Origin of the sequence: Streptomyces mirabilis, from assembly GCF_018310535.1 — a bacterium.
Lineage (GTDB): Bacteria > Actinomycetota > Actinomycetes > Streptomycetales > Streptomycetaceae > Streptomyces.
Genome location: NZ_CP074102.1, coordinates 7,204,542 through 7,228,186, shown reverse-complemented (window position 1 = coordinate 7,228,186; position 23,645 = coordinate 7,204,542). Strand labels below are relative to the sequence as shown.

The 23,645-nt window shown below is 70.3% G+C and carries 25 protein-coding genes; 11 read left to right on the top strand and 14 right to left on the bottom strand.

Annotated features, from left to right (window positions below):
• Window positions 1–119: 119 nt before the first annotated feature.
• Window positions 120–770 (top strand): TetR/AcrR family transcriptional regulator, encoded by a 651-nt coding sequence (locus SMIR_RS31900; protein WP_168490106.1) that lies wholly within the window; start codon window positions 120–122, stop codon window positions 768–770.
• A gap of 51 nt (window positions 771–821) precedes the next feature.
• Here the strand turns inward: SMIR_RS31900 and SMIR_RS31895 are convergent, their stop codons facing one another.
• On the bottom strand, window positions 822–1,226 hold the full coding sequence (locus tag SMIR_RS31895) for a hypothetical protein (protein ID WP_168490107.1): 405 nt from the start codon (window positions 1,224–1,226) through the stop codon (window positions 822–824).
• A gap of 130 nt (window positions 1,227–1,356) precedes the next feature.
• Between SMIR_RS31895 and SMIR_RS31890 the strand changes: the two genes are divergently transcribed.
• Window positions 1,357–1,629: a hypothetical protein gene (locus tag SMIR_RS31890; RefSeq protein WP_168490108.1), complete on the top strand. Its 273-nt coding sequence runs from the start codon at window positions 1,357–1,359 to the stop codon at window positions 1,627–1,629.
• Between the two features lie 209 nt (window positions 1,630–1,838).
• Here the strand turns inward: SMIR_RS31890 and SMIR_RS31885 are convergent, their stop codons facing one another.
• From SMIR_RS31885 to SMIR_RS31875, 3 genes are all read right to left on the bottom strand, one after another.
• On the bottom strand, window positions 1,839–2,168 hold the full coding sequence (locus tag SMIR_RS31885) for an NIPSNAP family protein (protein WP_168490109.1): 330 nt from the start codon (window positions 2,166–2,168) through the stop codon (window positions 1,839–1,841).
• Window positions 2,169–2,238: 70 nt separating this feature from the next.
• Window positions 2,239–2,658 (bottom strand): SsgA family sporulation/cell division regulator, encoded by a 420-nt coding sequence (locus SMIR_RS31880; protein ID WP_168490110.1) that lies wholly within the window; start codon window positions 2,656–2,658, stop codon window positions 2,239–2,241.
• Window positions 2,659–2,806: 148 nt separating this feature from the next.
• The gene (locus tag SMIR_RS31875) at window positions 2,807–3,061 is read right to left on the bottom strand and encodes a hypothetical protein (protein WP_168490111.1); all 255 of its coding nucleotides are present in this window, start codon (window positions 3,059–3,061) and stop codon (window positions 2,807–2,809) included.
• A gap of 1,110 nt (window positions 3,062–4,171) precedes the next feature.
• Here SMIR_RS31875 and SMIR_RS31870 point away from each other — a divergent pair.
• The 3 genes from SMIR_RS31870 to SMIR_RS31865 all read left to right on the top strand — a co-directional run bounded on the left by SMIR_RS31870 (window position 4,172) and on the right by SMIR_RS31865 (window position 8,922).
• Window positions 4,172–6,604 (top strand): ATP-binding SpoIIE family protein phosphatase, encoded by a 2,433-nt coding sequence (locus SMIR_RS31870; protein WP_168490112.1) that lies wholly within the window; start codon window positions 4,172–4,174, stop codon window positions 6,602–6,604.
• On the top strand, window positions 6,549–7,961 hold the full coding sequence (locus tag SMIR_RS44640; RefSeq protein ID WP_349636910.1) for a DUF6083 domain-containing protein: 1,413 nt from the start codon (window positions 6,549–6,551) through the stop codon (window positions 7,959–7,961). The genes SMIR_RS31870 and SMIR_RS44640 overlap by 56 nt, the downstream gene beginning before the upstream one ends.
• Window positions 7,962–8,178: 217 nt before the next feature.
• A complete protein-coding gene (locus tag SMIR_RS31865) occupies window positions 8,179–8,922 on the top strand; it encodes a VOC family protein (protein WP_168490113.1) in 744 nt (247 codons plus the stop codon).
• Between the two features lie 52 nt (window positions 8,923–8,974).
• Here the strand turns inward: SMIR_RS31865 and SMIR_RS31860 are convergent, their stop codons facing one another.
• Both SMIR_RS31860 and SMIR_RS31855 read right to left on the bottom strand, forming a co-directional pair.
• The gene (locus tag SMIR_RS31860) at window positions 8,975–9,355 is read right to left on the bottom strand and encodes a hypothetical protein (protein WP_168490114.1); all 381 of its coding nucleotides are present in this window, start codon (window positions 9,353–9,355) and stop codon (window positions 8,975–8,977) included.
• Between the two features lie 94 nt (window positions 9,356–9,449).
• The gene (locus tag SMIR_RS31855) at window positions 9,450–9,878 is read right to left on the bottom strand and encodes a DUF5997 family protein (protein WP_168490115.1); all 429 of its coding nucleotides are present in this window, start codon (window positions 9,876–9,878) and stop codon (window positions 9,450–9,452) included.
• Between the two features lie 57 nt (window positions 9,879–9,935).
• On the opposite strand from SMIR_RS31855, the gene SMIR_RS31850 reads away from it, so the two are divergent.
• From SMIR_RS31850 to SMIR_RS31840, 3 genes are all read left to right on the top strand, one after another.
• Window positions 9,936–10,733, top strand: coding sequence for a LysR family substrate-binding domain-containing protein (locus tag SMIR_RS31850; protein ID WP_211118669.1), 798 nt, complete (start codon window positions 9,936–9,938; stop codon window positions 10,731–10,733).
• 140 nt (window positions 10,734–10,873) lie between these two features.
• Window positions 10,874–11,287 carry a MerR family transcriptional regulator gene (locus SMIR_RS31845; protein WP_168490116.1) on the top strand — a complete coding sequence of 138 codons (414 nt, stop codon included), beginning with the start codon at window positions 10,874–10,876 and terminating at the stop codon, window positions 11,285–11,287.
• Complete coding sequence (locus SMIR_RS31840) at window positions 11,284–11,727, top strand: carboxymuconolactone decarboxylase family protein (protein WP_101406172.1); 444 nt, start codon at window positions 11,284–11,286, stop codon at window positions 11,725–11,727. The genes SMIR_RS31845 and SMIR_RS31840 overlap by 4 nt, the downstream gene beginning before the upstream one ends.
• On the opposite strand, the gene SMIR_RS31835 is transcribed toward SMIR_RS31840, so the two are convergent.
• Window positions 11,714–14,197 carry an alpha-L-arabinofuranosidase family protein gene (locus SMIR_RS31835; protein WP_212727687.1) on the bottom strand — a complete coding sequence of 828 codons (2,484 nt, stop codon included), beginning with the start codon at window positions 14,195–14,197 and terminating at the stop codon, window positions 11,714–11,716. The genes SMIR_RS31840 and SMIR_RS31835 overlap by 14 nt on opposite strands.
• Before the next feature lie 154 nt (window positions 14,198–14,351).
• On the opposite strand from SMIR_RS31835, the gene SMIR_RS31830 reads away from it, so the two are divergent.
• Window positions 14,352–14,807, top strand: coding sequence for a DUF6314 family protein (locus tag SMIR_RS31830; protein ID WP_168490118.1), 456 nt, complete (start codon window positions 14,352–14,354; stop codon window positions 14,805–14,807).
• On the opposite strand, the gene SMIR_RS31825 is transcribed toward SMIR_RS31830, so the two are convergent.
• From SMIR_RS31825 to SMIR_RS31800, 6 genes are all read right to left on the bottom strand, one after another.
• Complete coding sequence (locus tag SMIR_RS31825) at window positions 14,804–15,388, bottom strand: histidine phosphatase family protein (RefSeq protein WP_101406169.1); 585 nt, start codon at window positions 15,386–15,388, stop codon at window positions 14,804–14,806. The genes SMIR_RS31830 and SMIR_RS31825 overlap by 4 nt on opposite strands.
• 135 nt (window positions 15,389–15,523) lie before the next feature.
• Window positions 15,524–16,891, bottom strand: a complete 1,368-nt coding sequence (locus SMIR_RS31820; protein ID WP_168490119.1) for a carotenoid oxygenase family protein — start codon at window positions 16,889–16,891, stop codon at window positions 15,524–15,526.
• 56 nt (window positions 16,892–16,947) lie between these two features.
• Entirely contained in the window at window positions 16,948–17,388 is a 441-nt protein-coding gene (locus SMIR_RS31815; RefSeq protein WP_168490120.1) for an SRPBCC family protein, read from the bottom strand.
• A 59-nt stretch (window positions 17,389–17,447) separates the two neighbouring features.
• Window positions 17,448–18,905, bottom strand: a complete 1,458-nt coding sequence (locus SMIR_RS31810) for an MFS transporter (RefSeq protein ID WP_168490121.1) — start codon at window positions 18,903–18,905, stop codon at window positions 17,448–17,450.
• Window positions 18,906–19,005: 100 nt separating this feature from the next.
• The gene (locus SMIR_RS31805; protein WP_168490122.1) at window positions 19,006–19,572 is read right to left on the bottom strand and encodes a TetR/AcrR family transcriptional regulator; all 567 of its coding nucleotides are present in this window, start codon (window positions 19,570–19,572) and stop codon (window positions 19,006–19,008) included.
• A gap of 64 nt (window positions 19,573–19,636) precedes the next feature.
• A complete protein-coding gene (locus SMIR_RS31800) occupies window positions 19,637–21,073 on the bottom strand; it encodes an aminotransferase-like domain-containing protein (RefSeq protein ID WP_168490123.1) in 1,437 nt (478 codons plus the stop codon).
• Between SMIR_RS31800 and SMIR_RS31795 the strand changes: the two genes are divergently transcribed.
• Together SMIR_RS31795 and SMIR_RS31790 are read left to right on the top strand one after the other, a co-directional pair.
• Window positions 21,072–22,010 (top strand): DMT family transporter, encoded by a 939-nt coding sequence (locus tag SMIR_RS31795; protein WP_168490124.1) that lies wholly within the window; start codon window positions 21,072–21,074, stop codon window positions 22,008–22,010. The two genes, SMIR_RS31800 and SMIR_RS31795, sit on opposite strands and share 2 nt — an antisense overlap.
• A gap of 44 nt (window positions 22,011–22,054) precedes the next feature.
• Window positions 22,055–22,246 (top strand): DUF1918 domain-containing protein, encoded by a 192-nt coding sequence (locus tag SMIR_RS31790; protein WP_054230651.1) that lies wholly within the window; start codon window positions 22,055–22,057, stop codon window positions 22,244–22,246.
• 40 nt (window positions 22,247–22,286) lie between these two features.
• Here SMIR_RS31790 and SMIR_RS31785 read toward each other — a convergent pair whose 3' ends face one another.
• The gene (locus tag SMIR_RS31785) at window positions 22,287–23,567 is read right to left on the bottom strand and encodes a glycoside hydrolase family 10-like protein (protein WP_212728439.1); all 1,281 of its coding nucleotides are present in this window, start codon (window positions 23,565–23,567) and stop codon (window positions 22,287–22,289) included.
• Window positions 23,568–23,645 lie beyond the last annotated feature (78 nt).

The following is a 23,645-nucleotide window of genomic DNA, read 5'->3' as shown; positions in this document are numbered from 1 at the left end:
CGGGCTGGCACCGGGATCTGCGGCGTGTGGCCGAGATTCGGACGCCGTTCGATGCGAGGGAGCCGCCGTTGCAGCGGCGTCCCAGATTTCCATACGCCGCAACTGGTACCATACGGCGTATGGAAAAGAAGGCTCCCCGGGGGACCAGGAAGAGGGACGTCCCGCTCACCAAGGACGGCATCTACGCCATGGCGCTGCAGCTCATCGAGGCCGACGGGGTCGAGGCGCTCAGCATGCGCAAACTCGCGACCGCGCTGGATGCGAACCCGATGTCGCTGTACCACCACGTGCCGAACAAGGACGCCGTGCTGCGTGGCCTGGCCGAGCGCGTCGGCTCGCAGTTCCGCGCGGGGGCGCGGGAGGACCTCCCCTGGCAGGACCGCCTGCGCCAACTGGCTCTGGACTTCCGCAAACTGTCGCACAGCCATCCGAAACTGATGGCGTACTCCTTCGCGCGAGCCGACTACGTCCAGCCGGAGGACCCCTTTTGGCAGGGGCTCATCAACATCCTGTCTGCCGCGGAACTGCCGGCCTCGGAGATCCCGCGCGTCGCCGCCTCCCTGTGCGCGATTTTCACGGGGCTGCTGGTCAGCGAACTGACCGGAGCGCTGCAGCGGTGGACCACCCTGCCGCCGGCACCAGCCGGCCCCCACGGGGAAGACGCCCCCTCACCCGCGGGGGACGTGATCGACGCGATGTTCAACTGTGCGCTGGACGCGACGATCGTCGGCTTGGAGAGCCACATCGCACGAACCCGCAAGGAGCCGTGACGGAGCGGAGCGGCTGCCGCGGGCTCGACTGACGCACACTTCTTCGTTGCCTCAGTGGCTGCGCGCTGAGGCGGCGAAGCGGCGGACGTCAGAACGCCGTTCATGCCCCTCCGACTCATGCAGAACGTCCCGAACGCGAAGCGCAGCCACCTGTGGCGCTACGCCGGCGGCGACCAGGAGCGAGGTCGCCGCAGCTTCACCCGCAGGATCCGCCCAGGTGGACGCGGCGTTCTCCGCGGCGAGGGCCAGCATCAGTGCTTCCAGCATCAGGGCGAGGACAGGCGCGGGAACATGGTCCGCGAACACGCCTTCGTCCTGACCACGTCGCACGGTCGCGGTGGCCTCTTCGCGCGCCGGTGCCAGGGTGGCTCGGATCGCCTCGTCTCCCAGATCGCGGGGGCCCAGGGAGATGAGCATGCGGTACTGGTCGCCCACCGCCCATGCCGCCAGGGCCATCCGCGCCGTCGCCTCCAGCGGGTCGGCACCCGTGCTCCCTCGCCCAACCCAGTTGGATCACCACGGCGTGGCGAGAGAACCGGAGTGAAGATCAGGAGACCCCAACTGTCGCCAGGCGGTTTCTCCGTGCGTGGTCGATTCCCGTGGGCAGGAGATCGGAGACCTGCTCGGGGTCACCCGCCAAGCCGCCTTCCGGCGTTTCGGCAAGGACAAGACAGTGCACATGGCCAGAGCCGCGGAACGCGTCTGCGCGGCGACGGTCTGGCCGGTGACCGGCCTCGTCGGCGCATTCGGGGGCTTCGGTGAGACCGAGCCATGCGTCCGGCGCATCGGCGACCACAAGGCCGTCGGCATTCCACTGCGTTACGAGGTCGGCAACATGGTGGCTCGAGCCGCGTTCTGACACGGACTCAAAGGTCGCTGGAATCGTCATCCTGCCGCCCGAGACCAGGCGAGACCGTCGGCGGCGACCGACTCCTTCAGCCCGTCGCCGTCCACACCGGTGGAACGTGTGCGTCAGGTGATGCAACGACGGGCGACTTGATCACGACTGACCGCGGCGTGCGGATCGGCCTTCGACCGTGTGGGTCACTTCGAGCGGCTCGGTCCTTGTCACCGCAAGGGTGAGTCGGCGGTGGGCGTCAGCACGGACTCGGCGACATCGACGATCTGGCTGATGTCGAAGCCTTCCATGTCGGCGCGGAACTCAGGGCTGGCCAGGTACGCCTGCAGCCGCTCCTGCACGTCGTCGGCGTCCCGATAGGACACGAGGGCGTACAGCTGGGGCACCTCACTCCCGGGGGCCGCGGGCAGCGTCCAGACGCCGTGTGTGGTGATCCGGTGCTTCGCCAGACCGGGAATGTGCTTGGACCAGATGTTCTCGTAGGCGATGAGCGCCTCCGGGCTGCACAGTGTGTAGACACGAAGCTGGTACTGGGACATGAACTCTCTTTCCTTCTCTTCTGCGGCCGGGACAAAGATCCTCATCCGCACGGCGGTTGGGAGGCTTCTCTCAGCTTTTTGCGAACAGGTTCGCCAGCTCGAGGTTCCAGTCGATGTGTCCGGACTCGGTACCCCGTGGCACCAGCGCCTCCGTGTTCTCCAGGAAGGTTCTGACGTCCTGCACGGGAACCTCGAGCAAGGCGGTGCCCGCTGGAGACCTGAGGACGAGGTACATCGCCTGGTCACCACGGCTGACGGCCGGCCAGATCCGGATGTCCCCACAGCCTGCGGAACCCCGCAGGCCATCGGCCAGAAGATCACGCCCCAGGACCCATTCGGCCGGCTCGTCAGTGTCGGTGAAAAAGGTGGCACGGACGACGTAGGGATCAGTGGGCTCGTAACGCAGGCTCATGCACACGGACAGCGAGTAGGTGCGCGAGATGACAAGCTGCACGGCCACCCCCTGCGTCACCGTCTTCAAAGACTCCATCGACTTTCACTCCAAGGTGTCTCTGCCTCGGCTGCGCCCCGCCGCCGGACCGCCGCCGGACCGCCGCCGGACCGGGAGCGAAGAGGCAACGAGGGAGAGGCGTTACGGCAAGGCCCGGGCGATGGGGCGCCGGCCGCCTGGGCGGCGATCAGCGACCGCGGATCTCATCCCGGCAGTCGTGGTGCCAGCCATGGATCTCATCCCAGGAGTAGCCCAGTTCGATCAGGTAGCCGACACCGTGGTCCCAGCGGTAGTCGTCGGCGTTGACGCTGACGGCCGGGTGCTGGACGTGCGCGGATGCAGAAGTCGCGGCCGAAGCGGTGCCCCCGGCACCGAGAACGGCGACACCCGCGACCGCCACGGAGGAAGCGGCGACGGCAACGCGCCTCGTGAGCTTGTTCATGGTCTTTCCTTCCCGATTGGTGCAATCCGCGCCATCGGCTTCATGCAGGCGATGTGCGGTGCCTGGCGTGCTCCGAGCGAAATCTTCCATACGGCGTACGGAAGTGCTCTCCCAGGATTACCATACGACGTATGGAACTGTCGAGGCGGCGAAAATGGCCCGCACGGCCGGCGGCGGCATGAACAGCTCGACGCCCTCGCCCAGACCGTGTCGGCCGCCTGAACGAAGTCCGCCTGCCCTTCGAGAAGATGCTCACCTGCACCGACCATCCCAGGCACTGGACCGAGGGGATCGGCCACATCAGCGAGCAACTGGGCAGCCATTCCCGGGCCGTTCACCCACCCTTCCCTCATCAGCGCGGCCTTCGGACTCGAGCACGCCACCCTGGGCCGAGCCGTCGCCGCCGCGGGACGAACTGCCCGGGATTTCCGTCTCGAAATGAGGGGGGTGAGACAACGGAGGGAGTGGTGGGGATGCGGCTCCGCCGCGAGGAACACGCACTACGCATAGCCCTGGCAGCGCGGGGGTGAGCACCATCGGCGCCGGGCTACGACCGGCCGCCGTCGCCCAAGCAGGTACCGCTCGGCCAGGCGACGACGGACACACCGGGCTGCCGATGCGCGGGGACCCCACCCGGAACCCGGGCGCGACCTTGGCCCAATGCCCGGACGCCACCCTCGACGAGCCCCCCGGGGTATTGCGGGGCACGGCGGCGCCCACCATCGTCGCCCGGGTTTGCGCCTTGCGCCGGTCAGGGTGCCGGGGTGCCCAGGATGCCGGTCTTGCGTGACTCGCACCTGATCATTCGATCAGTCTTGGTGGTCTTGACGATTTAGCAATCATCATTGATGCTTTCATCAAAAATTAGGACAAAGTGACCCCATGGGAGGAATCTCAAGGATGAACCGGCCCAGGTCGCCTCCTGGGAACTGTCGAACGCGCCGACCGCAGGTGGGGCTCACGCTCCGCGACGGACGGCGAGGTCGTCTGGGCCGAACAAGACCTGCCCTCCAAAGCCCTTGCGGCGTGACGCGCTGCCGACCGGGCGGCCGACGGCCGCCACAGCATGCCGATCTCTCGAGCCGCAGGCTCTCGCGAAGGAAGCCACACATGGACATAGAGAATGTCGAGAACGCCTGCTCGGCAGGCGCCTCCCAAGGACAGACGGGCGTCTCCGGTTCCCGTCCCGGCGGCAGGTTGTACGCCTTCGACGGTCTGGCAGCCGCCGTGCTCGACCATCGAGGCACGGTGGTGCGGTGGACCGGGGCAGCAGAAGACCTGACGGGGTTTCGCGCCGAGGAGGTCTGTGGCCGCCCCGTGGGGGAACTGGTGGCCGACCTCCCGGACGACCTGCGCGGCGCCACGGAGATGCCGGTGTCCGGCCGGGTACGGCTGTGGCACCAGTGCGGCGACACCATCGGTGTCACTTTCCGGACCACAAGGGTGGAGGGCTCCACGGAGGTCCTCGTCCTGGCGGCCCCTACACGCCACGTCGCCGACCACGAGCAGGGCGCAGCGCTCCTGCGTGCACTGTCCGCACAGAACCGGGTCACGATCGCTGTGCACGACACGGATCTCACCACTGTGCAGACGAACGCCATGCCGGGCACTGCCGACGGCCGTCCGGTACAGCCCGGTACTCGGCTGAGCGACGTGCTGTGCGCCAAGGACGCCGAGAACCTCGAGGCAGTACTGCGCCAGGTACTCGAGACGGGTGCCCCAGTGGTCCGCAGAAGCCAGCAAGTGAGCTGGCGGCACGATCCGGCGAGACAGCACGCGCTGTCGCTGTCCGCCTTCCGTCTGGAGGACGCACGAGGACGCCCCACCGGGGTCGCGGCCCTGTACTTGGACAACGCCGACCAGATGCGCGCCCGGCGTCATCTGGATCTCGCCCGCGAGGTGGCCGAGCAGGTAGGAGGATCCCTGGATGTGGTGCGCACTGCACAGGACCTCGCGGACGTTCTCGCACCTGCGTTCGGGGAGTTCGCCGCAGTCGACCTTGCGCACTCCGTTTTCGACGGGGACGAACCCTCGAAGCGGCTGAGTGGTGGAGACATGGGCAACGCGGCCCTTGCGCCGGCCAGCGCGGTGTGGTCGGCCGGCATCAAGCGCGGCGAGTCCATCCCGCCCCTTCCCGACCACCCCCTGCTGCGCAGCTTCCTGCACGGCGAGCCAGTCGTCTTCGGCCTTGACGACTTCATCGCCATGGTCAGAGACCCGCAGCTGGTCGAGTATCTCGTCCCGAAGGACGCGCATTCGGTGATGGTGGCACCGTTGCATGCCCGCGGGCACACGCTCGGTGCCATAACGGCCTGGCGCTGCGGCCGATCCGACCCCTTCACCGAGGACGAGGCGGATCTCATGAAGCAGATCGCCTCACGGGGTGCGCTCGCCATCGACAACGCTCGCCGTTACACGCGCGAGCACCGGGCGGCCGTAGCGCTGCAGCAGCGCCTCCTTCCCCCAGCCACGACCGACACCCCGGCAGCCGAGACCGCCGGCGCCTACCTGCCCGCAGGCGGCGGGGCAGAAATCAGCGGCGACTGGTACGACGCCATTGCCCTGCCCTCTCTCCGGGTGGCCCTTGTCGCCGGAGACGTGGTCGGCCACGGCATGCCCGCAAGCGCCACCATGGGTCGCCTGCGCGCCGCCATCCAGACGCTCGCGGACCTGGAACTCGAACCGGACGAGCTGCTCGCCCGGCTCGCGGACCTGGTCCAGCGCCTCGCGGCCGAAGCCCCGTCCAGCGACCGCGACATCGTCGGCGGCACATGCCTGTACGCGGTCTACGACCCGGTCACCAGGCGCTGCGCTATGGCCAGTGCCGGGCACCCGCCCCCCGTCCTGGTCCGGCCCGACGGCACCGCCGAAGCAGTAGGGATGTCCCCGGGGCCACCACTCGCCCTCAGCGGCATGCCGTACGAGACCACCGTGATCGAGGTCGAGCCGGGCAGTGTCCTCGCTCTCTACACCGACGGCCTGGTCGAACGGGGCGATCGCGACATCGGCCAAGGCCTGCCGCGCCTGACGGAAGCCCTCGCCGCGCACTGCCGTCCGGATCGTGCCCTGGACGAAACCGGCCGGGCTCTCCTCGCCGACCTGGCGGACCAGGCGCCGCGCGACGACGCGGCCCTGCTGCTGGCCCGCACCCGCGCCGTCCCGGCGGCGGACACCGCTCACTGGGAGATCCCGGCCGATCCGGCCGCCGTCTCCAAAGCCCGAGAGTGGACAACCCGCCAACTCACCATGTGGGGCCTGGACGACCTCCTCTTCACCACCCAACTCATCGTCAGCGAACTGGTCACCAACGCCATCCGCTACGGCCGTCCGCCGATGCACCTCCGTCTGATTCGCCACAACGTCCTGGTGTGCGAGGTCACCGACTCCAGCAGCACCCAACCCCGCCTGCGGCGAGCCCGCACAACCGACGAGGGAGGACGCGGCCTGTTCCTCGTCTCTCAACTCGGTGGACGATGGGGCTGCCGCCATGGCCAGAACGGCAAGACGATCTGGTCCGAGCAAGTCATCCAGGATTTCCCCTGAAGCCACGGCCCACCGAAGTGGGTCGAGGCAGAGTCACCCACAACTCGCGCCCAAGGCGAAGACTGCGCAGGACCCCAGTCGGCAACCGGACTTGTCCACTGAAGTCGATACGCAGTGCGCACTGCACGGCCAGCAAGCGAGCCGCGGCCCCTGCGTCGCTCGGCAGAGCGGCGGCCAGACAGCTGAGCATCTCCCGCACCCGGATTTGATCGCCCGGCCCTCTTGGGCGTCGTTTGCGACGGCGCGAGACGCTATCCGTCGACGTCCCAGCCGCACGCAAGAACATTTCCGGAACCACGGCGGCCTGTGCGGTGACCGACGCGCAGGCTGTACGCGCATCGGCAAGTCGCCAGAGCTGTCCGCCCCGCTCGCGTGCGAGGAGCGGGCGAATAGGGCCGGCGCAGCCGCGGTGACGGGGGTGGGAGACGGCAGCGGCTGGTGCCGTCTCCCGCACGCCATGCTGTGTCCCGCCCGCGACACCCTTCCAGCCGTACCCGAATTGGCAGGCCTACGCCGCGCTCTGGCGGTCGACACCCGCCGTCAGATCGACAGCGGCGCATTCGTTCCTTCTTCCGCCCTGCCGAACACGGAAGCCTCACCGATGACTACCTGTCGGCCGGCCCGCCCTGTCGTCCAACTTCTGTACATCCGCTACCCCGCCAACCGGCCGGTGGACGAGATCCAGTGCGTCGCCCAGACCCGACGCCGCCACCGCTGCGCAAATCCCCTGCTCACGCCCGAGTGCCAGGTGGGTGTCTGGACTCTCGTGCCCCTCACCGCAAGACACGGCCAACTTCCTCTGCCTGGAGCGGCCATGACCCTCTACGCGCTCACCGGTCTGCCCTATGCCGAGCAACTGCGCCGGAGGGCCCAACGCTGCCCCGAGCACGTTGCCATTCCAACGGCTGCCGACGTGGCGGTAGCCGAGTGGGAGCCCTTCGACCCCCCTCATCCACCACGAGCACATTCACACCCGGATCCCGACACTCACCCGACGCCAAGGGCCTGTCGGCCGGGGCAGGAAGGCGACGCAGCTGTGAGCACGCGCCACGCGATCGAGATCACCCTGACCCGGCCCGGCACCGACTGTGAGCTGCGTCGTGCGCGTCGTATCGCGGCTCCGGCCAGTAACAACGACCGCACCCGACTGCTGACGCTGCAGCACGCAAAGACTCACGGGCGCGCACTGCGAGCACTTCGACGTCGACTCGATGCCGTATTGCCCATCGATGTCCTGACCACCCATTACCCGGACCGACAGGGCCGTGTTCTGCTGAAGCGCGCTCTCAGCCGCACGGCCCGCACACCATCCGCCAGGCTGCGGCAGTCTGCGGTCAACGGCCCCGGGACTTCCTGAGGCAGACCGTGGTCGATGCCGTTGCCCGGCACAAAGAAGAATGCGTCCGCCACCTGACGACCCAGTGGGAAAGGCTGCCGGCTCAGCACACTCCGGAAGAGCTGCTGCTCTGCGCAGCCAGCCTTCTCCTCAGCCGTCACAACCGCTTGCCAGGCGGCAAGTCCAGTTCACCTGGCAGGGCTGAGCGCGTGAGGAGCGGGCGCATAGGATCGCCGGCATGGCACTGCGACCTGTTCAGGTGAACATAAAGGCTCTTGATGACTCGGCGGTCGGCCGGTTCTGGGCGGAGGCGCTCGGCTGGGGTGTTTCCAGCGAGGGACCCGGCGTGACCAACGTGGAACCCGTCGGCGGCTTCGTCTGGCCGGACCCGGTCGCCGTCTGCATCGACGTCGTTACCGTCCCGGAACCCAAGACAACGACGAAGAACCGTGTGCACCTCGATCTCGCCACCACCTCTGCGGCCCATCAGGCGGAGTTGGTCGCGCGCCTGAAGGCTCTCGGTGCGACGCCCGTCGACGCGGGCCAGGGCGAAGTGCCGTGGACGGTCCTCGCCGACACGGAGGGCAACGAGTTCTGCGTGCTGGAGCCTCGGGAGATCTACCGGGACACCGGGCCGATCGCCGCGGTGGTGGTCGACTGCGCGGATCCGCGGGCCATGGCCCGGTTCTGGGGTGAGGCGATGGACTGGACCCTGCATGAGGTGACCGACGATCATGCGGTGCTGCGCTCCGCCAAGAGTGTCGGCCCGTATCTCGAGTTCCTCCGCACGCCCGGCGTGAAGACCGTGCCGGACCGCGTGCATCTTGACCTGCTGCCGTACCCCGGTGACGACAAAGCAGCGGAGGTGGCCCGGCTGCGGGCCCTCGGCGCCACCGACCTCGACCTCGGCCAGGGCGACGTCCCGTGGACGTGCCTGGCCGACCCGGAGGGCCACGAGTTCTGCGTCCTCGCCCCGTCCTGACGCGGAGCCTCGACGACACCCCAACACGTGGGAGACCCGGCCCGGGCGCCCTTCAGCGGATGGAGAGCAGCCACCGCCGGCGCGGGCGTTCCGTGACGAGGACGGTGGCGGCCAGCGCGGTGACCGCGACCGCCGCCCACGTGGGCCACAGCACCCACGAGGAGGCCACGGCCGCGACGAGCTGCAGCAGCACCAGAAGGATCGTGACCCAGCCGGGTACGGCGATGATCACGTCGGCCTTGTCCCCAGGGGTGGACAGGATCGTCGGAAGGCCGATCAGCAATATCAGGGACAGGGCGGCCAGTAGCCAGGAATGATCGGCCAGCACCCAAGGTGTCGCCACCCAGGCGACGAGTTCCACCGCGAACCGCAGAACGGACGCGGCACGATCGTCCGGCGGTCCCGGGACGACTTCCTCAGCAACGTCGCTCACCCGCGGACGATCTCACGGCACGCGCCCGGCCACCAGGGCCCCGACCACGAACACGGAACACCGTCGTGTGGCGGGCCGGGCGGCCGGGGCGGGGTCAGGAACGGGAGCTGCGGGGCTGGGCGGCGCGCTCCGTGTTCCGCTCGGCGTGCTGCTCCGCGCGCTTCTCCTTGATGCGGACCTCTTCCTTGCGGACCTCGGCCTGAGTGGCACGCTCCCGGCGCAGCCACCCCGGGTCCTCCTGCTTCAGGGCGTCGATCTGCTCCGTGGTGAGGGCGTCGGTGACCCCGCCACGGGCGAGCCCGGCAATGGAGATGCCCAGCCGCGCGGCGACCACGGGACGGGGGTGCGGGCCGTTGCGCCGCAGCTCCTGGAGCCACGCGGGCGGATCGGCCTGCAGGGCGTTCAGCTCGGTGCGAGAGACGACGCCCTCCTGGAACTCGGCGGGGGTGGCCTCGAGGTACACACCCAGCTTCTTCGCCGCGGTGGCGGGCTTCATGGTCTGGGTGGTCTGGTGCGACGTCATGCGTCAAGGGTATCGAGCGTGTGCGCGACCTCCGACCACGACCGATAGCCTGGCGAGGTGACAGGCTCGGAAGTACCCCCTTCGTTCCGGCTCGCCTATGTCCCGGGAGTGACGCCCACGAAGTGGGTGCGGATCTGGAACGAGCGGCTGCCCGACATCCCGTTGACGCTCGTCGCGGTCTCCACCGACGAGGCGTTCGACGTGCTGCGGGGCCGCGGCGCCGACGCCGGATTCGTCCGGCTGCCGGTCGACCGGGAGGACCTCAGCGCGATCCCCCTCTACACCGAGACGACGGTGGTCGTGGTCCCCAAGGACCACATCGTGGCGGCGGTCGACGAGGTGACCTCCGAGGATCTCGCCGACGAGATCGTGCTGCACCCCCTCGACGACACCCTCGACTGGGAGCGTCCGCCGGGGCAGCCCGCGTTCGAGCGCCCCGCCACCACGGCGGACGCCGTCGAGCTCGTGGCGGCGGGCATCGGGCTCCTCGTCGTCCCCCAGTCCCTCGCCCGCCTGCACCACCGCAAGGACCTCACCTACCGGCCGGTCACCGACGCCCCGGAGTCACGCGTCGCGCTGTCCTGGCCACAGGACGCGACCACCGACCTCGTCGAGGACTTCATCGGGATCGTCCGCGGCCGGACCGTCAACAGCTCACGGGGGCGCGCCCAGGCCCCGGCGGCGCCCGCTGCCCCGTCGAAGGCCAAGCGCCCCGAGACGGGCGGCGGCACACGGCGCAAGCCCGCGGCGGGCAAGTCGTCCGGCAAGTCGACGACCGGCAGGAACCCCCGCGGCGGCGGTTCCGGAGGCGCCAAGGGCGGCGCCAAGCGGGGCAAGCCCCGCCGCCGCTCCTGACCCGGGCAGCACTCCCCAGGCGGACCGAAACGCCGTCGGCCCCGCTCCCGAGGCGGGCCGAAACGCCGTCGGCCCCTCTCCCGGATTACCCGGCAGATGAAGCTTGACCTGGAGCACACTCCAGGTTCTACGGTTTCTCCATGACCAGCGAACAGCCCCTCCCGCAGGAGCCGACGCTCACGATCGCCCAGGTCGTCGAGCGCACCGGACTCTCGCACGACACGCTGCGGTACTACGAGAAGGCCGGCCTGATCCAACGGGTCGGCCGGACCACCGGGAACCAGCGGCGCTACGAGGCGGCCGACCTGGCCTGGCTGGAGTTCCTCATCCGGCTGCGCGAGACGGGCATGTCGATCGCGGACATGCAGCGGTTCGCCGAGTTGCGGGCGCGTGGCGACGCCACGGTTCCCGACCGGCTCGCGATGCTCCGGGAGCACCGCGCCGATCTCGCGGACCGCATCCGGGCGCTGCGCCGCAACGCGGCCTCCCTCGACGACAAGATCGACCACTACGAACGGCTGCTCGACCAGCCGGGATCGGACGCACTCTCATGACGCTCACGAACACCGCCACCACTCGCGAAGAGCGCTTCGAGCACGGCCTTGAGGTCCTCAAGCGCGTCGACGGCGAGGCCGGAGAGCGCGTCGTCGACGCGCTCGGCGACATCAATCCCGAACTCGGCCACCAGATCGTCTCCTGGGCCTTCGGTGACATCTACGACCGGCCCGGACTCGCCCCGCGCGACCGCCAGTTGGTGACGCTCGGCATGCTCACCGCGCTCGGTGGCTGTGAGACGCAGTTGGAGGTGCACGTCAACGCGGCACTGAACGTGGGTCTTTCCCCGGACGAGATCGTGGAGTCGCTGCTGCACTCGGCCGTCTACTGCGGCATACCGAAGGCGATGAACGCGAGCCTGGTCGCGAAGAAGGTCTTCGCCGAGCGTGGGCTGCTGCCCGCCGGACAGCAGCCCACGCCTCCGGCTACCGCTGTCTGATCCGCAGGAAGGTCACGGAGTTCGCCGGGAAGGTGTAGGTGAACTTGTCGGTGACGCCGTCGAAGGTGGACTTCACGGGGGCGACCGCGGTCACCGTCTCCGAGTTCACCGCCTCCGGCGCGGCCTGGAGGGTGGTGACGACGGCCTTGCGGGCCACCTTCGCCCCACCCAGGTCGATCGCGGTACGGGCGTCCGCCGCCTGCGCGTTGACGACCTTGCCGATCAGGTCGCCGGTCCTCGCGTCCCGCGTGACGACCTGACGGAACGGCTCCGCGGGCTTGTCGTCCCTGAAGCTCCCCCACTCCTGGCCGTCCAGGTAGAGGGTCACCTGCCGGCCGCGGACCTTGATGTCGACGTCGTACGCCTTGCCCGTCTCGATCGTGCCGGGCTTGGAGATCAGGGTCGACTTGCCGCCGTCCACGGCCTGTTCGACCGCGGTCGTGGTGTTGTTCCAGCCGCCGAGGTTCCACCAGTAGTAGTTGCCGGTGTCCTTGACGCCGAAGGCGACGAGGAAGCCCTCCTTGCCGGACTTCTTGGTGGCCTTCACGTGCAGGTCGTAGTCGTGCCAGGCCGGGTCGCCCGCCGACACCATGGTGTTCTCGGCGCTCACGTCGGTCTGCACGTACTGCCCGTCCTGGAGGCTCCAGCTCCCGCCGCCCGTGTGGGTCCACCGGGAGGCGTCACCGCTGAAGTCGTCGCTGAGCAGCGTGGTGCCGTCGGCGCCGGTCACCTTCACATCGTCGTACGCCGCCGTGGTCGCCCAGGTCGACAGGCCGACGGCGCCGGAGATGGGCGCGCTCAGCGAGGGCGTGGTGGTGGCCGTCGACGGCACCACCCGGTCGCCGACGTTGTTCATGAACAGCTTCTGCACCTCGTAGTCGGCCGAGCCCCACGAGGCGTGGTTGTTGAACCAGATCATGTCGGGGCGCCACTGCACGTAGTCCTCGTTGGCGAGCAGCGGGGCGTACGAGGCGAGCTTGACGACGTCGGCGTTGCGCTCCAGACCGGTCATGTACGCGGCCTCGGCGAGGGCGTTCTTGAAGGTGTTGCCACCGGAGGCGTACTCGCCGAGGAAGACCTTGGGGCCGTTCCTGTCGTAGGAGTCGTAGCGGTCGTTGTTCTGCAGGAACCACTGGGTGCTGTTGTAGTAGTGCTCGTCGACCATGTCGACGTTCGCTTCCTTGTTGAGCTTCCAGGCGGTGTCGAAGGTGGTGCCGGAGTCGTCGGGTCCGGCGTTCGAGATCACCTTGATGTTCGGGTACTTGGCCTGGACGGCGGCGCGGAACCGCTTGAAGCGGGCGAAGAACTCGGCGGGAAGGTTCTCCTCGTTGCCCACCTCCAGGTGGGTGAGATGGAAGGGCTTCGGGTGGCCCATCGCCGCCCGCTTCCTGCCCCACTCGCTGGTCACCGGCCCGTTGGCGAACTCGATGAGATCGAGGGTGTCCTGGATGTGGCGCTCGAGGAGCGCGTCGTCGTCGGTGGCCTTGTTCTGGCCACAACCGGTGACGAGCGCGGGCACCACGGGCAGCGGCATCGCGCCGATGTCCTCGGCGAACTGGAAGTACTCGTAGTAGCCGAGCCCGTAACTCTGGTTGTAGCCCCAGAAGTTGGAGTTGGTGGCGCGCTGCTCGACCGGTCCGACGGTGTCCTTCCACTGGTACGAGCGCTGGCGCTGATATCCCGAGGCCTCGTCGTAGCCCTGCATGCTGCCGGTGTTGACCAGACAGCCGCCGGGGAAGCGCACGAAGCCGGGGTGCAGGGCGGCGATCTTCTCGGCGAGGTCCTCGCGCAGACCGTGGCCCTTGTACGTGTCCCGGGGGATCAGCGAGATCATGTCGAGAGCGACGGGAGCCTCGGCGCCGACGGTGAGGCGACCGGTGGTGCTGTCGCGGGTGGCGGTGAACCTGGCCCGGTACTTGGCCCAGCCGCCGCGCGCGGTGACCTGCCGGGCCTCGGCGAGCGCGCCGTCGGCGTCGTGCAGCGTCACGGTGAGCGGCGTCCTCGCCTCGGCGCGGGCCCAGACCGAGAAGTCGTACGTCCTGCCGCTCTCGACCCTGATCCCGGTGTTGTAACCGGAGTTGGTGACGGACGAGCCGGCGCCCAGGGCGAGGTAGGTGCGGTTGCGGGCGTTGAGGCGCCCGTCGTCGTCCACGGTCGTCGCGGTGCCGGTGGTGGCCCAGGAGGTGAGCGGCGTATAGGACCTGTTGTCGGCGGTGCTGTACTCGAACGACCGGTTCTGTACGAGTTCCGCGTACAGTCCGCCGTCCGCGGCGCGGTTGATGTCCTCGAAGAAGACGCCGTACATGGTGTCGTCGATCTTCGCGCCCGAGCCCTTCGGGTCGACGGTGATCGCGTAGTCGGTGACGTCAGCGGCGGCGTGGGCGGGCCCGGGAACGACGGCTGAGGCCACCAGGAGTGCGGTGGCCGTGAGTCCGAGTCTCCAACGGGTGCGGGTGCGGGTGCGTGACATGGATACTCCGCGGCTCTGTGGTGTTGAGTTGTTCGAGGTCTTGAGTTGTTCGAAATTTCGGACAACGATCAATACTTCGAACGGCAAGATAGAGAGGGGGTCAGAGCGCGTCAATGGGTCGCGCAACGTCGCAGGGGACGGAGAGCGGGACGGTATGGGCGAGTTCTGGCCAGTGACGGACGTGCTCGCCCACCTGGGCGGAAGCTGGCGAGTGGAGCGCTCGGTGCGGGATCTCGCGAGCGGTGCGGAGGGACGGTTCGCGGGGACGACGGTTTTCGGCCCGCTGGAGGAACCGGATGCTCCGCACGGACTTCTGCACCAGGAATCCGGCACGTTCGTGTGGCAGGGCACGTCCCGGCCCGCCGAACGGACGCTGCGGTTCCTGCCGGGACCGAGCCCGGCGGCGACCCTCGTCCAGTTCTCCGACGGCCGCCCCTTCCACGACCTGGACCTGACCACCGGCCGGTACGTCGCCGACCACCCGTGCGCGGCGGACCTCTACCGGGGCGAGTTCACGGTGCGGGACGAGGACCACTGGCGCACCGTGTGGCGGGTGGGCGGCCCCGCCAAGGACCTGCTCCTCACGACCGACTACACACGGCTGCCCTAGGCGCGCTGCGGCACGCCTTCCAGGCGCAGGTTCCAGCGGCCGTTGATGCCGGTGAGGGTGATGGTCGACAAGGGGCGGACGTCGATGTTCCAGTACGCCGACGGCTGGGCCTTGAGCGCGTAGACGAGCGCGGCCCGCACCACCGAGGGTTCGGCCACCGCGACGATCCGGCTGCCGTCGTCCGCCGGGCGGGTGTCGAGCCAGCCGCCGACGCGGGAGATGAAGGAGGTCAGGGACTCGCCGCCGTGCGGGACGGAGCGCGGATCGGCGAGCCAGGCGTCGACCGCCGACGGCTCGCGGGCCATCGCCTCACCCAGCGTGAAGCCGCGCCAGCGGCCCATGTCGCAGTCGCGCAGCGCGGGCTGCGCCAGCGGCGCGTACCCGAGGGCGTCGCCGGTGGCGCGGCTGCGCGGGGTCGGTGAGCAGTAGCGCAGCTCGGCCGCCGCCAGTGGCACCAGTTCAGGGGCGGCGCGCTGCACTTCGTCCCAGCCGGCCTGGTCCAGCGGCCGGTCGTCCTCGAAGCGTTCGGCCAGCAGCGAGGAGCTGCGGGCGGCGGCGACGAAAGTGACCCGAAGATGCATGCGGAGATCGTGGAGCGCGGGACTCCGCAGGTCAAGAGGCGTTACGCAAGGTATACGCAGGCTTGGCGGAGTGTGCTTGCCCCAGCGGACTGGGGCCGGGCCCCCGGGGAGATCCCCCGGGGGCCACGGGGGCGGTCAACTGTCGGAGGCGTCGAGGTCGGTGTCGGGGATCCAGGAGCCATGGATGCCGCCGGTGACCCGGCGCGGGAGGTGGACGGTGGCGATCCGGTCGAGGCCCGAGGCGTCCAGGACCAGGAGCTGGGAGGCGTCCTGCTTGAGGTCGGAGACGACGGTGAGCAGGTAGCCGTCGTCCTCGCGGGTGGCGCCGGCGGCGGGGACGAACACGGCCTCGCTGGGCAGGCGGGCGTCGCCGGCCTGGTGGACGTGGCGGGTGCCGGTGGTGCGGTCGTACTTGACGATGCCGTAGCCGCCGTGGCCGTCCTGGTCGGGGAAGGAGACCGCGTACTGGTAGCGGTGCTCGGCGCCGAGGAAGTCCTCGTTGAGGGTGGGGAATTCGACGGCGAGGTCGTCGGTGATCTGCTCGTCGACGCTGCCGGCGGCCAGGTCGATCACCCATCGGCGGTTGTAGGAGCGGGTGTTGGGTTCGGCGCCGCGGCCGGGAGCGCCGACCCACCAGTTCCAGGAGAGCTGGAAGCCCTCCCGGTCCACGGTCGGGCCCTCGAGGACGATGCGGCCCCGGGCGTCCTCGTAGGCGTTGGCGGCGTGCAGCATGTTGCCCGGTTCGACGGAGAGCCAGCGGATCTTCGCCGCGCCCTGCGGGCCGCGGGGCATGACGCCGATCCGCGCCGGCTGCGCGTCGTTCCAGCCGTAGGGGATGCCGGAGTGCTCGGTGGGGTCGAAGGTGACGGTGCCCTCGACGAAGACCACGTGGTGGCGGGTGATGGCGAAGTCGTGTTTGAGGGAGGCGGTGGCGCCCGGGATCTCGGCGCTGTGGGTGATGTGTCCCTTGGCGTCGGCGACGTAGTACATCAGGTGGGGCGGGAACGGCGAGGAGCCGAAGAAGTGCAGCTCGCCGGTGACCGGGTCGGTCTTGGGGTGCGCGGTCATCGCGCTGCGCAGTTTGCCGTCGAAGTCGTGGGCGCCGACCGTGTCGAGGTCCCGGGTGAGCTCGTAGGGGAAGTTCGCCTCGCACAGGGCGAGGAGGCGTCCGGCGTGCTCGATGACGTGGGTGCCGGCGGTGCTGGCAGTCAGGTCCGGGCCGTGCTCGGTCATGTAGGGGGCGCCGTCCAGAGCGGGTGTGCGCACCCAGCGGTTGCGGTACCACTCGGCGCGGCCCTCGCGCAGCCGGATGCCGTGGACCATGCCGCTGCCCTTGAACCAGTGGGTGGGGGTGACACCGGGCTTGGGGTTGTGGCTGTTGCGGATCAGCCGGCCGGTCAGCTCCGGCGGCAGGGAGCCCTCGACGGTCAGTTCGGCGGCGGTGATCTCGTCGACGGCCGGGGTGTAGTGGCCGATCAGGTAGGGCTTGTCGGTGGTGGTCATGGCAGGAACCTCGCTTCTCGGATCGGTGGTGACGGCTGGGCAGGAATGAGGTGGGGTCAGCCGGCCTGCTCGGCACGGGCCTTGAGGGCGGCGAGCCAGCTGGTCAGGGACTCGTGCAGGGCCTGGCCGAGTTCCGTGGCGGCGGCGTCGACGGGGGCGCCGCTCCAGGACTCCTCGGTGTGGACGGTGACCTGACCGCCGGTCTGTTCGAAGGTCCACACGTGGACGCCCTCGATGCCGCCCGCCGGGCCGCCCCAGACCAGGCGCTCGCCGGGGACGATCTCTCGGACGGTGGAGGTGATGTCCAGGCCGTGGGTCTTCCAGCTGAAGGAGTTGCCGGGCAGCAGCGGGCCGTCGAGCTCGGTCTGGTCGACGTCCGCGTTCCAGCTCGGCCAGGCGTCGATGTCGGTGTGCAGGGCCCAGACACGCTCCAGCGGGGCGTCGATCGTGGTGGACAGGCGGACGATGACGGGGGCGGTCTCGTCGATGGTGAACATGGCGCTTCTTCCTCTCGGTGGATCGGGCGACGGGTCAGCGGGAGCGGAGGGTGGACGGGTCAGCGGGAGCGGAGGGTGGACGGGGCGGCGTTCGCGGTGGCCGGGGATTCCCCGTCCGGGGTCCGGCCTCGTCGGGTCAGGACGGCGGCGAGGACGGCGGTCGCGGCCAGGACGGCGGCGGAGATACCGAAGGCGGTGCGGTAGCCGGCGGTGAGCGCTTCCAGATGCGGCTGGTGGGCGGCCGCGTGGGCGGTGGCGGTGCCGGTGAGAGTGGCCAGGACGGCGAGGCCGATCGCGCCTCCGACCTGCCGGGAGGTGTTCACCAGGCCGCCGGCCAGCCCGGCGTCCTGCCGGGCGACGCCCTCCACGGACAGGGCGGTGAGCTGGACGAAGGCGATGCTCAGGCCCAGTCCGATGAGGATGCTGGGGCCGAGGACGTCGGCGAGATAGCTGCCGCCGGCGCTGATCCGGGACAGCCACAGCAGTCCGGCGGCCTCGGTCAGCAGTGCGCCGGTCACCGTCGCGGTGGCACCGATCCGGCGGGAGATCCGCGGAGCGAGGGTGGAGCCGAGCATGTTGGCCGCGGCGAGCGGGAGTTGCCCCAGGCCGGTGACCAGCGGGCTGGAGCCGAGGACCTGCTGCTGGTAGAGCGGCAGGAAGAAGAACAGGGCGATCCACACCGAGCCCAGCAGCGCCATCAGCCCGTTGCCGACGGTGACGCGACCGGCGCGGAACAGGCGCGGCGGCAGCAGCGGATTCGGGTGACGGCGCTCGACCAGGACGAACGCGGCCCCCAGTACGCCGGTGACGGCGAAGGCCCCGAGGACGGCGGTGTCCGTCCAGCCCGAGCGGCGGGCGGTGGTCAGGCCCCACACCAGGGCGGTCAGCGCGAGGGTCACGGTGGCGGTGCCGGGCAGGTCGAACCGGCCGCGGTCCAAGACCGGGGTCCGCGGCACGCTGACGGCGGCGCCGACCAGGACGAGGCACGCGCCGACGGCGGCGGCGTAGAAGATCCACTGCCAGCCCCATGCCTGGGTGAGGACCCCGCCGAGCAGGACTCCGGCCGCGCCTCCCGCGCCGGACACCGCGCCCCACACACCAAGTGCCCTCCCCCGCCCGGGTCCTGGCGGGAACAGGTCCATCACCAGGGCCAGCGCCGCCGGGGCTGTCGCCGCCGCGCCCAGGCCCTGCACCGCACGGGCCGCGATCAGGACCGAGGACGAGGCGGCCAGCCCGGCCGCCAGCGACGCGGCCCCGAACACCGCGAGCCCCGCGAGCAGCACCCGGCGCCGGCCGATCAGGTCGGCCGCCCTTCCGCCGGCCAGCAGCAGCGCGCCGAAGGCCAGGCCGTAGGCGTTGACCACCCAGGTCGTGCCGCTGTCCGACAGCCCGACGCCGGCGCGGATCTGCGGCAGGGCCACGTTCACGATCGAGGTGGCGAGCATGACGGTGAACTGCGCCCCCGCCAGAGCCGCGAGCGCCGCTCCGGGGCTGCGGGTGGTGTCCGTGATCCTCATGACATTCTCCTTGTGTGGTCAACCACTCACACTTGACGCCCAAAAAATGGCGGGGCCACGTGCCCCGCCGACAGGCCCGGCCGCGCGACCGCGCCGGGCGTCAGTAGTGCGTGATGCCCGCGGACAGCGTTCGGATCCAGGGGGCATCCACCTCGTCGGCCACCATGGAGACGATGAGGTGACACAGCATGCCGCGTGCGAAGAACTCCTGGACCTGCCCCTCGGTGCCGCCGGAGGCGCCCCGGACGTACTCCACCAGCCGGGCGTAGCCATGCCGGACCGCCTCACGTACAGCCGGCTCGGAGACGGCCGCGGCCTGGGCGTGCAGCTGAATCAGCATCAGGTCGTTGTCGCTGATCAGCAGCGCGTAGGCGTCCCCCATGGCCTCCAGCACCACCTCGGCGGAGCTGCCCTTCGCCTCGGCCGCCGCCCGCTCCAGACTGGCCCGGACCAGCACGAAGCAGTGCTCGACCACCGCCGTGAACAGCAGCTCCTTATTCGGGAACAAGCGGTAGACGTACGCCTGCGAGATGCCGGCCGCCTTCGCCACCTCGGTCGTGGTGGTGCCCCAGTAGCCACGCGCCGCGAAGGCGCCGATGGCGGTGCGCAGCACCGTCTCGCGGCGCTCCTCGGCGGTGGACAGCTGACGGGGTCGTTCGCTCTTCATGTGAGTACTCAACCACTCACACTCTTGGGTGTCAACGCACCCGCACCCGCTCAACCCGAGCCGGTCACCTCAACACCCCGTCGCACGCCGCCCTCAGCCGTCGCACCCCCTCCGTGATCTCCCCCGTCCCCCCGACCGCCGCGAAACTCAGCCGGAGGTACCCCGCAGGGGGCTCCGCGCTGAAGTAGGGGCGGCCGGGGGTGACGGCCACGCCCTCGCGCAGGGCCGCGGAGACCAGGCCGGACTCGTCGGTGCCGTCGGGCAGGCGGAGCCACAGGTGGTAGCCGCCGGAGGGGATGTGGAGCAGCGCGAGTTCGGGGAGCGTCAGCCGCAGCGCGGTCGTCATCGTGTCGCGGCGGTTCCTCAACTCGGCGGACACGGCGCGCAGATGACGGGGCCAGGCGGGCGAGCCGACCAGTTCGAGCGCGGCCTCCTGAAGGGGACGCGGCACGAAGAAGGTGTCCACGACCTGGATGGCACGCAGTCGTTCGAGGACCGGACCGCGCGCGGCCAGCGCACTGACCCGGAAGCTCGGCGAGGTCGCCTTGGTCAGGGAGGAGACGTGGACGACGACCCCGTCCGGATCCTCCGCGGCCAGCGGACGCGGCAGCGGCCCCGCGTCCTCATGCACGAGACGTCGCACGAAGTCGTCCTCGATGACGAACGCGCCCGCCTCGCGCGCGATCCGCACCACCTCGGCGCGCCGCTCGGGGGCGAGTACGGCGCCTGTCGGGTTCTGGAACAGCGGCTGACAGACGAACACCCGGGCGCCGGTCGCCCTGAAGGCGTCGGCGAGCAGGTCCGGTTTCACCCCGTCCGCGTCGACCGGTACGGGTACCGGCCGCAGGCCCGCCGCGCGGGCGATCGCCAGCATGCCCGGGTACGTGGGCGACTCGACCAGGACCGGGGCCCCCGACGGGGCGAGTGCCTTGAGCGCGGTGGTCAGCGCGGACTGGCCGCCCGCCGTGACGAGCACCTCCGCGGCGGTGATCGCACCGCCGATCCCCCGCGCGAACCACTCGCGCAGCTCCGTCAGCCCCTCCATCGGCGGCCGCGACCAGGCGCCGGGACGTCGGCCCGCCCTCGACAGGGCCGCTCCCATGGCCCGCTCGGGCTGGAGCGAGGGGTGCAGATAGCCGCCGTTGAACTCGACGACGCCGGGCGGCGGGGCGGCGAGCGAGGCGAGGACCCCGGAGGCGTCCACCGTGCGCGGGACGAGTTCCGCCGCGGCGTCCGCGCTCAGCGTGACCTCCTGCCAGGAGGTGTCCCCTGCGGGCGGGGCGGACGTACGCGGGTGCGCGCGGAACGCGCCGGCGCCCGGCCGGGTCACCACCAGCCCCTCGGCGGCGAGCTGAGCCAGTGCCCGCGACACCGTCACCGGGCTCACCCGGAACCGCTCGACGAGCGCCCGGCTCGATGGCAGCTTTCCACCGGGCGAGTAGCGGTTCAGCTCTCGCCGCAGCTGATTCGCCAGATCTCCAACACTGCTACGCTCTTGCATGACAGTACAGAGTAGCGCTATCGACCAGATCGGGATAGCGGTCAGCGCGCCCAGGACGCCCGAGCCGGAGCCCTCGGCGGACCGCCGTTCCGGCACCCTTCAGGCCGCCCTCGGCGTCACCGCCTTCTCCCTCACCTTCCCCGCCACCGCCTGGGGCCTGGAGGGCTTCGGCCCCTGGTCGCTGGTGGCCGTGCGCAGCGTCCTCGCCGCCGTCATCGCGGGCGGCTGTCTGCTGGCGCTGCGCGTGCCCGTACCGGCCCGCCGGCACTGGGCGGGGCTCGCCGTGGTGGCCGCCGGTGTCGTGCTCGGCTTCCCCCTGCTGACGACGCTCGCGCTGCAGACGTCCACCACCGCCCACGCGGCCGTGGTCGTCGGGCTGCTGCCGCTCACGACCGCGCTGCTGTCGGCGCTGCGGACCGGCGCGCGCCCCTCGCGGATGTTCTGGAGCGCCGCCCTCGCGGGCGCGGCAGCGGTGATCGCGTTCACCGTGCAGCAGAGCGGTGGGGCGCTGAGCAGCGCGGACGCCTATCTCTTCGGGGCGCTGCTGATCTGTGCCGCGGGCTACACCGAGGGCGGCCGGCTCGCCCGGACCATGCCGGGGTGGCAGGTCATCGGCTGGGCGCTGGTCCTGTGTCTGCCGCTGTCGGTGCCGGGCGCGCTGGTGGCCTTGTCGTACGAGCCGGTCCAACTGTCGGCGCACAGTGTGGCGGGACTGCTGTGGGTGGCCGCCGGATCACAGTTCCTGGGCCTGGTCGTCTGGTACCGCGGGATGGCGGCGATCGGAATTCCGAAGGCCAGCCAGTTGCAGCTGGCGCAGCCGCTGCTCACACTGGTGTGGTCGGTACTGCTCCTCGGCGAGCAGCTCACACCGGCCGCACCGCTGACGGCGGCGGCCGTGCTGATCTGCATCGCGCTCACCCAGCGAGCGCGGGGCTGAGCCCCAGGACCGTTACTCCCGCAGATGACGAGGAGACCCTTCAGATGCATGCAGACGTGGGCGACAAGCTCGTGCAGCACGGCAGGGTTGTCGGACAGCACGACAAAGTCGCGGAGATCACCGAAGTAATAGGAACGGAGGGCACGCCCCCGTACCGCGTGCGCTTCACGGACGGGCACGAGGCGATCTGCTCACCGGGCCCCGACTCGGAAATCCGTCACAAGGACCCGCTGTAGACATTCGGTCACAAGAACCGGCCGTAGACATTCGGCAGATTCAGCGCGCGGGTCGCGCCGGCCGTTGGTAATGGTCGGTCGCGACCCGCGCCATCGCTCCGACGCGGTCGACGTCGACCTCCTTGGCGGAGAAGAAGACGTGTCCGCGCACTTGGGTGTGGTCCCGCGCGAAGGTGAGGTGCCGGGAGAGTTCGGCCGGGTCCTGCCAGGCCGCGGGCTGCGCGGGGTCACCGGCCTTGTAGAGCGCTTCCCCGATGTACAGCTCCACGCCCGTGCCCTGTGTGACCGCCGCCCACCAGGGCACGAGCTTCGCGTAGTCGGCGGCGGCGAAGCCGAGGTTCCAGTAGACCTGCGGGACGACGTAGTCGATCCACTGCTCGCGGACCCATTTCCTGGTGTCGGCGTACAGGTCGTCGTACGTCTGCACGGCGGCCCGGGTGTCCGAGCCCCGCGGGTCGGTCGCGCTGTTGCGCCACACCCCGAACGGGCTGATCCCGAAGCGGGTACCGGGCCGGATCAGCGGGATGCGGGTGGCCGTCTCCCGCACCAGCCTGTCGATGTTGTCGCGCCGCCAGGCGGCCCGGTTCGCAAAGCCCGCGCCGTGCGTCCGGTACGCGGCGTCGTCGTCGAAGACCTGTCCCTCGGCCGGGTACGGGTAGAAGTAGTCGTCCCAGTGCACGGCGTCGATCGCGTACGTCCGCACCGCGTCGAGCATCGCGTCCTGGACGAAGGCGCGGACCTCGGGCAGCCCGGGGTTGTAGTAGAGCCTGCCGCCATAGGGGACGACCCAGTCGGCGTGCTTGCGGGCCGGGTGGGTCGCCACAAGTCTGCCGGGGTCGGTGTGGTTCGCGATGCGGTACGGGTTGAACCAGGCGTGCAGTTCGAGGCCACGCGCGTGGGCCTCCCGCACCGCGGTGCCGAGCGGGTCCCAGCCGGGGTCCCTGCCCTGGACGCCGGTGAGGTACTGCGACCACGGCTCGTACGACGAGGGCCAGAACGCGTCGGCCGTGGGGCGGACCTGGAAGAACACGGCGTTCAGGCGGTGGTCGACCGCCCTGTCGAGGTGGGCGAGGAGTTCGGCGCGCTGCTGGGCGGCGGACAGGCCGGTCCGCGAGGGCCAGTCGCGGTTGGTGACCGTCGACAGCCACATGCCCCGCAGCTCGGAGACCGTCCGTCGGCGACCGGGCCCGGGGGTTGCTCCGGCACGGGGTACGCCGGCCGGGTCCCCCGCCGTGACGAGACCCGGCTCCCCCGTCGTGACGAGACCCGTCAGCGTCGCCATCGCCGCCACGGTGAACGCCCGCCGTGACCCCCACCTCATCCCCGCCGTCCCCGCCGTCCCCGCCGTCCTCGCCATCCGCCCCACTTCACCCCGCCCCTTCACACTCCGGATCCGTCC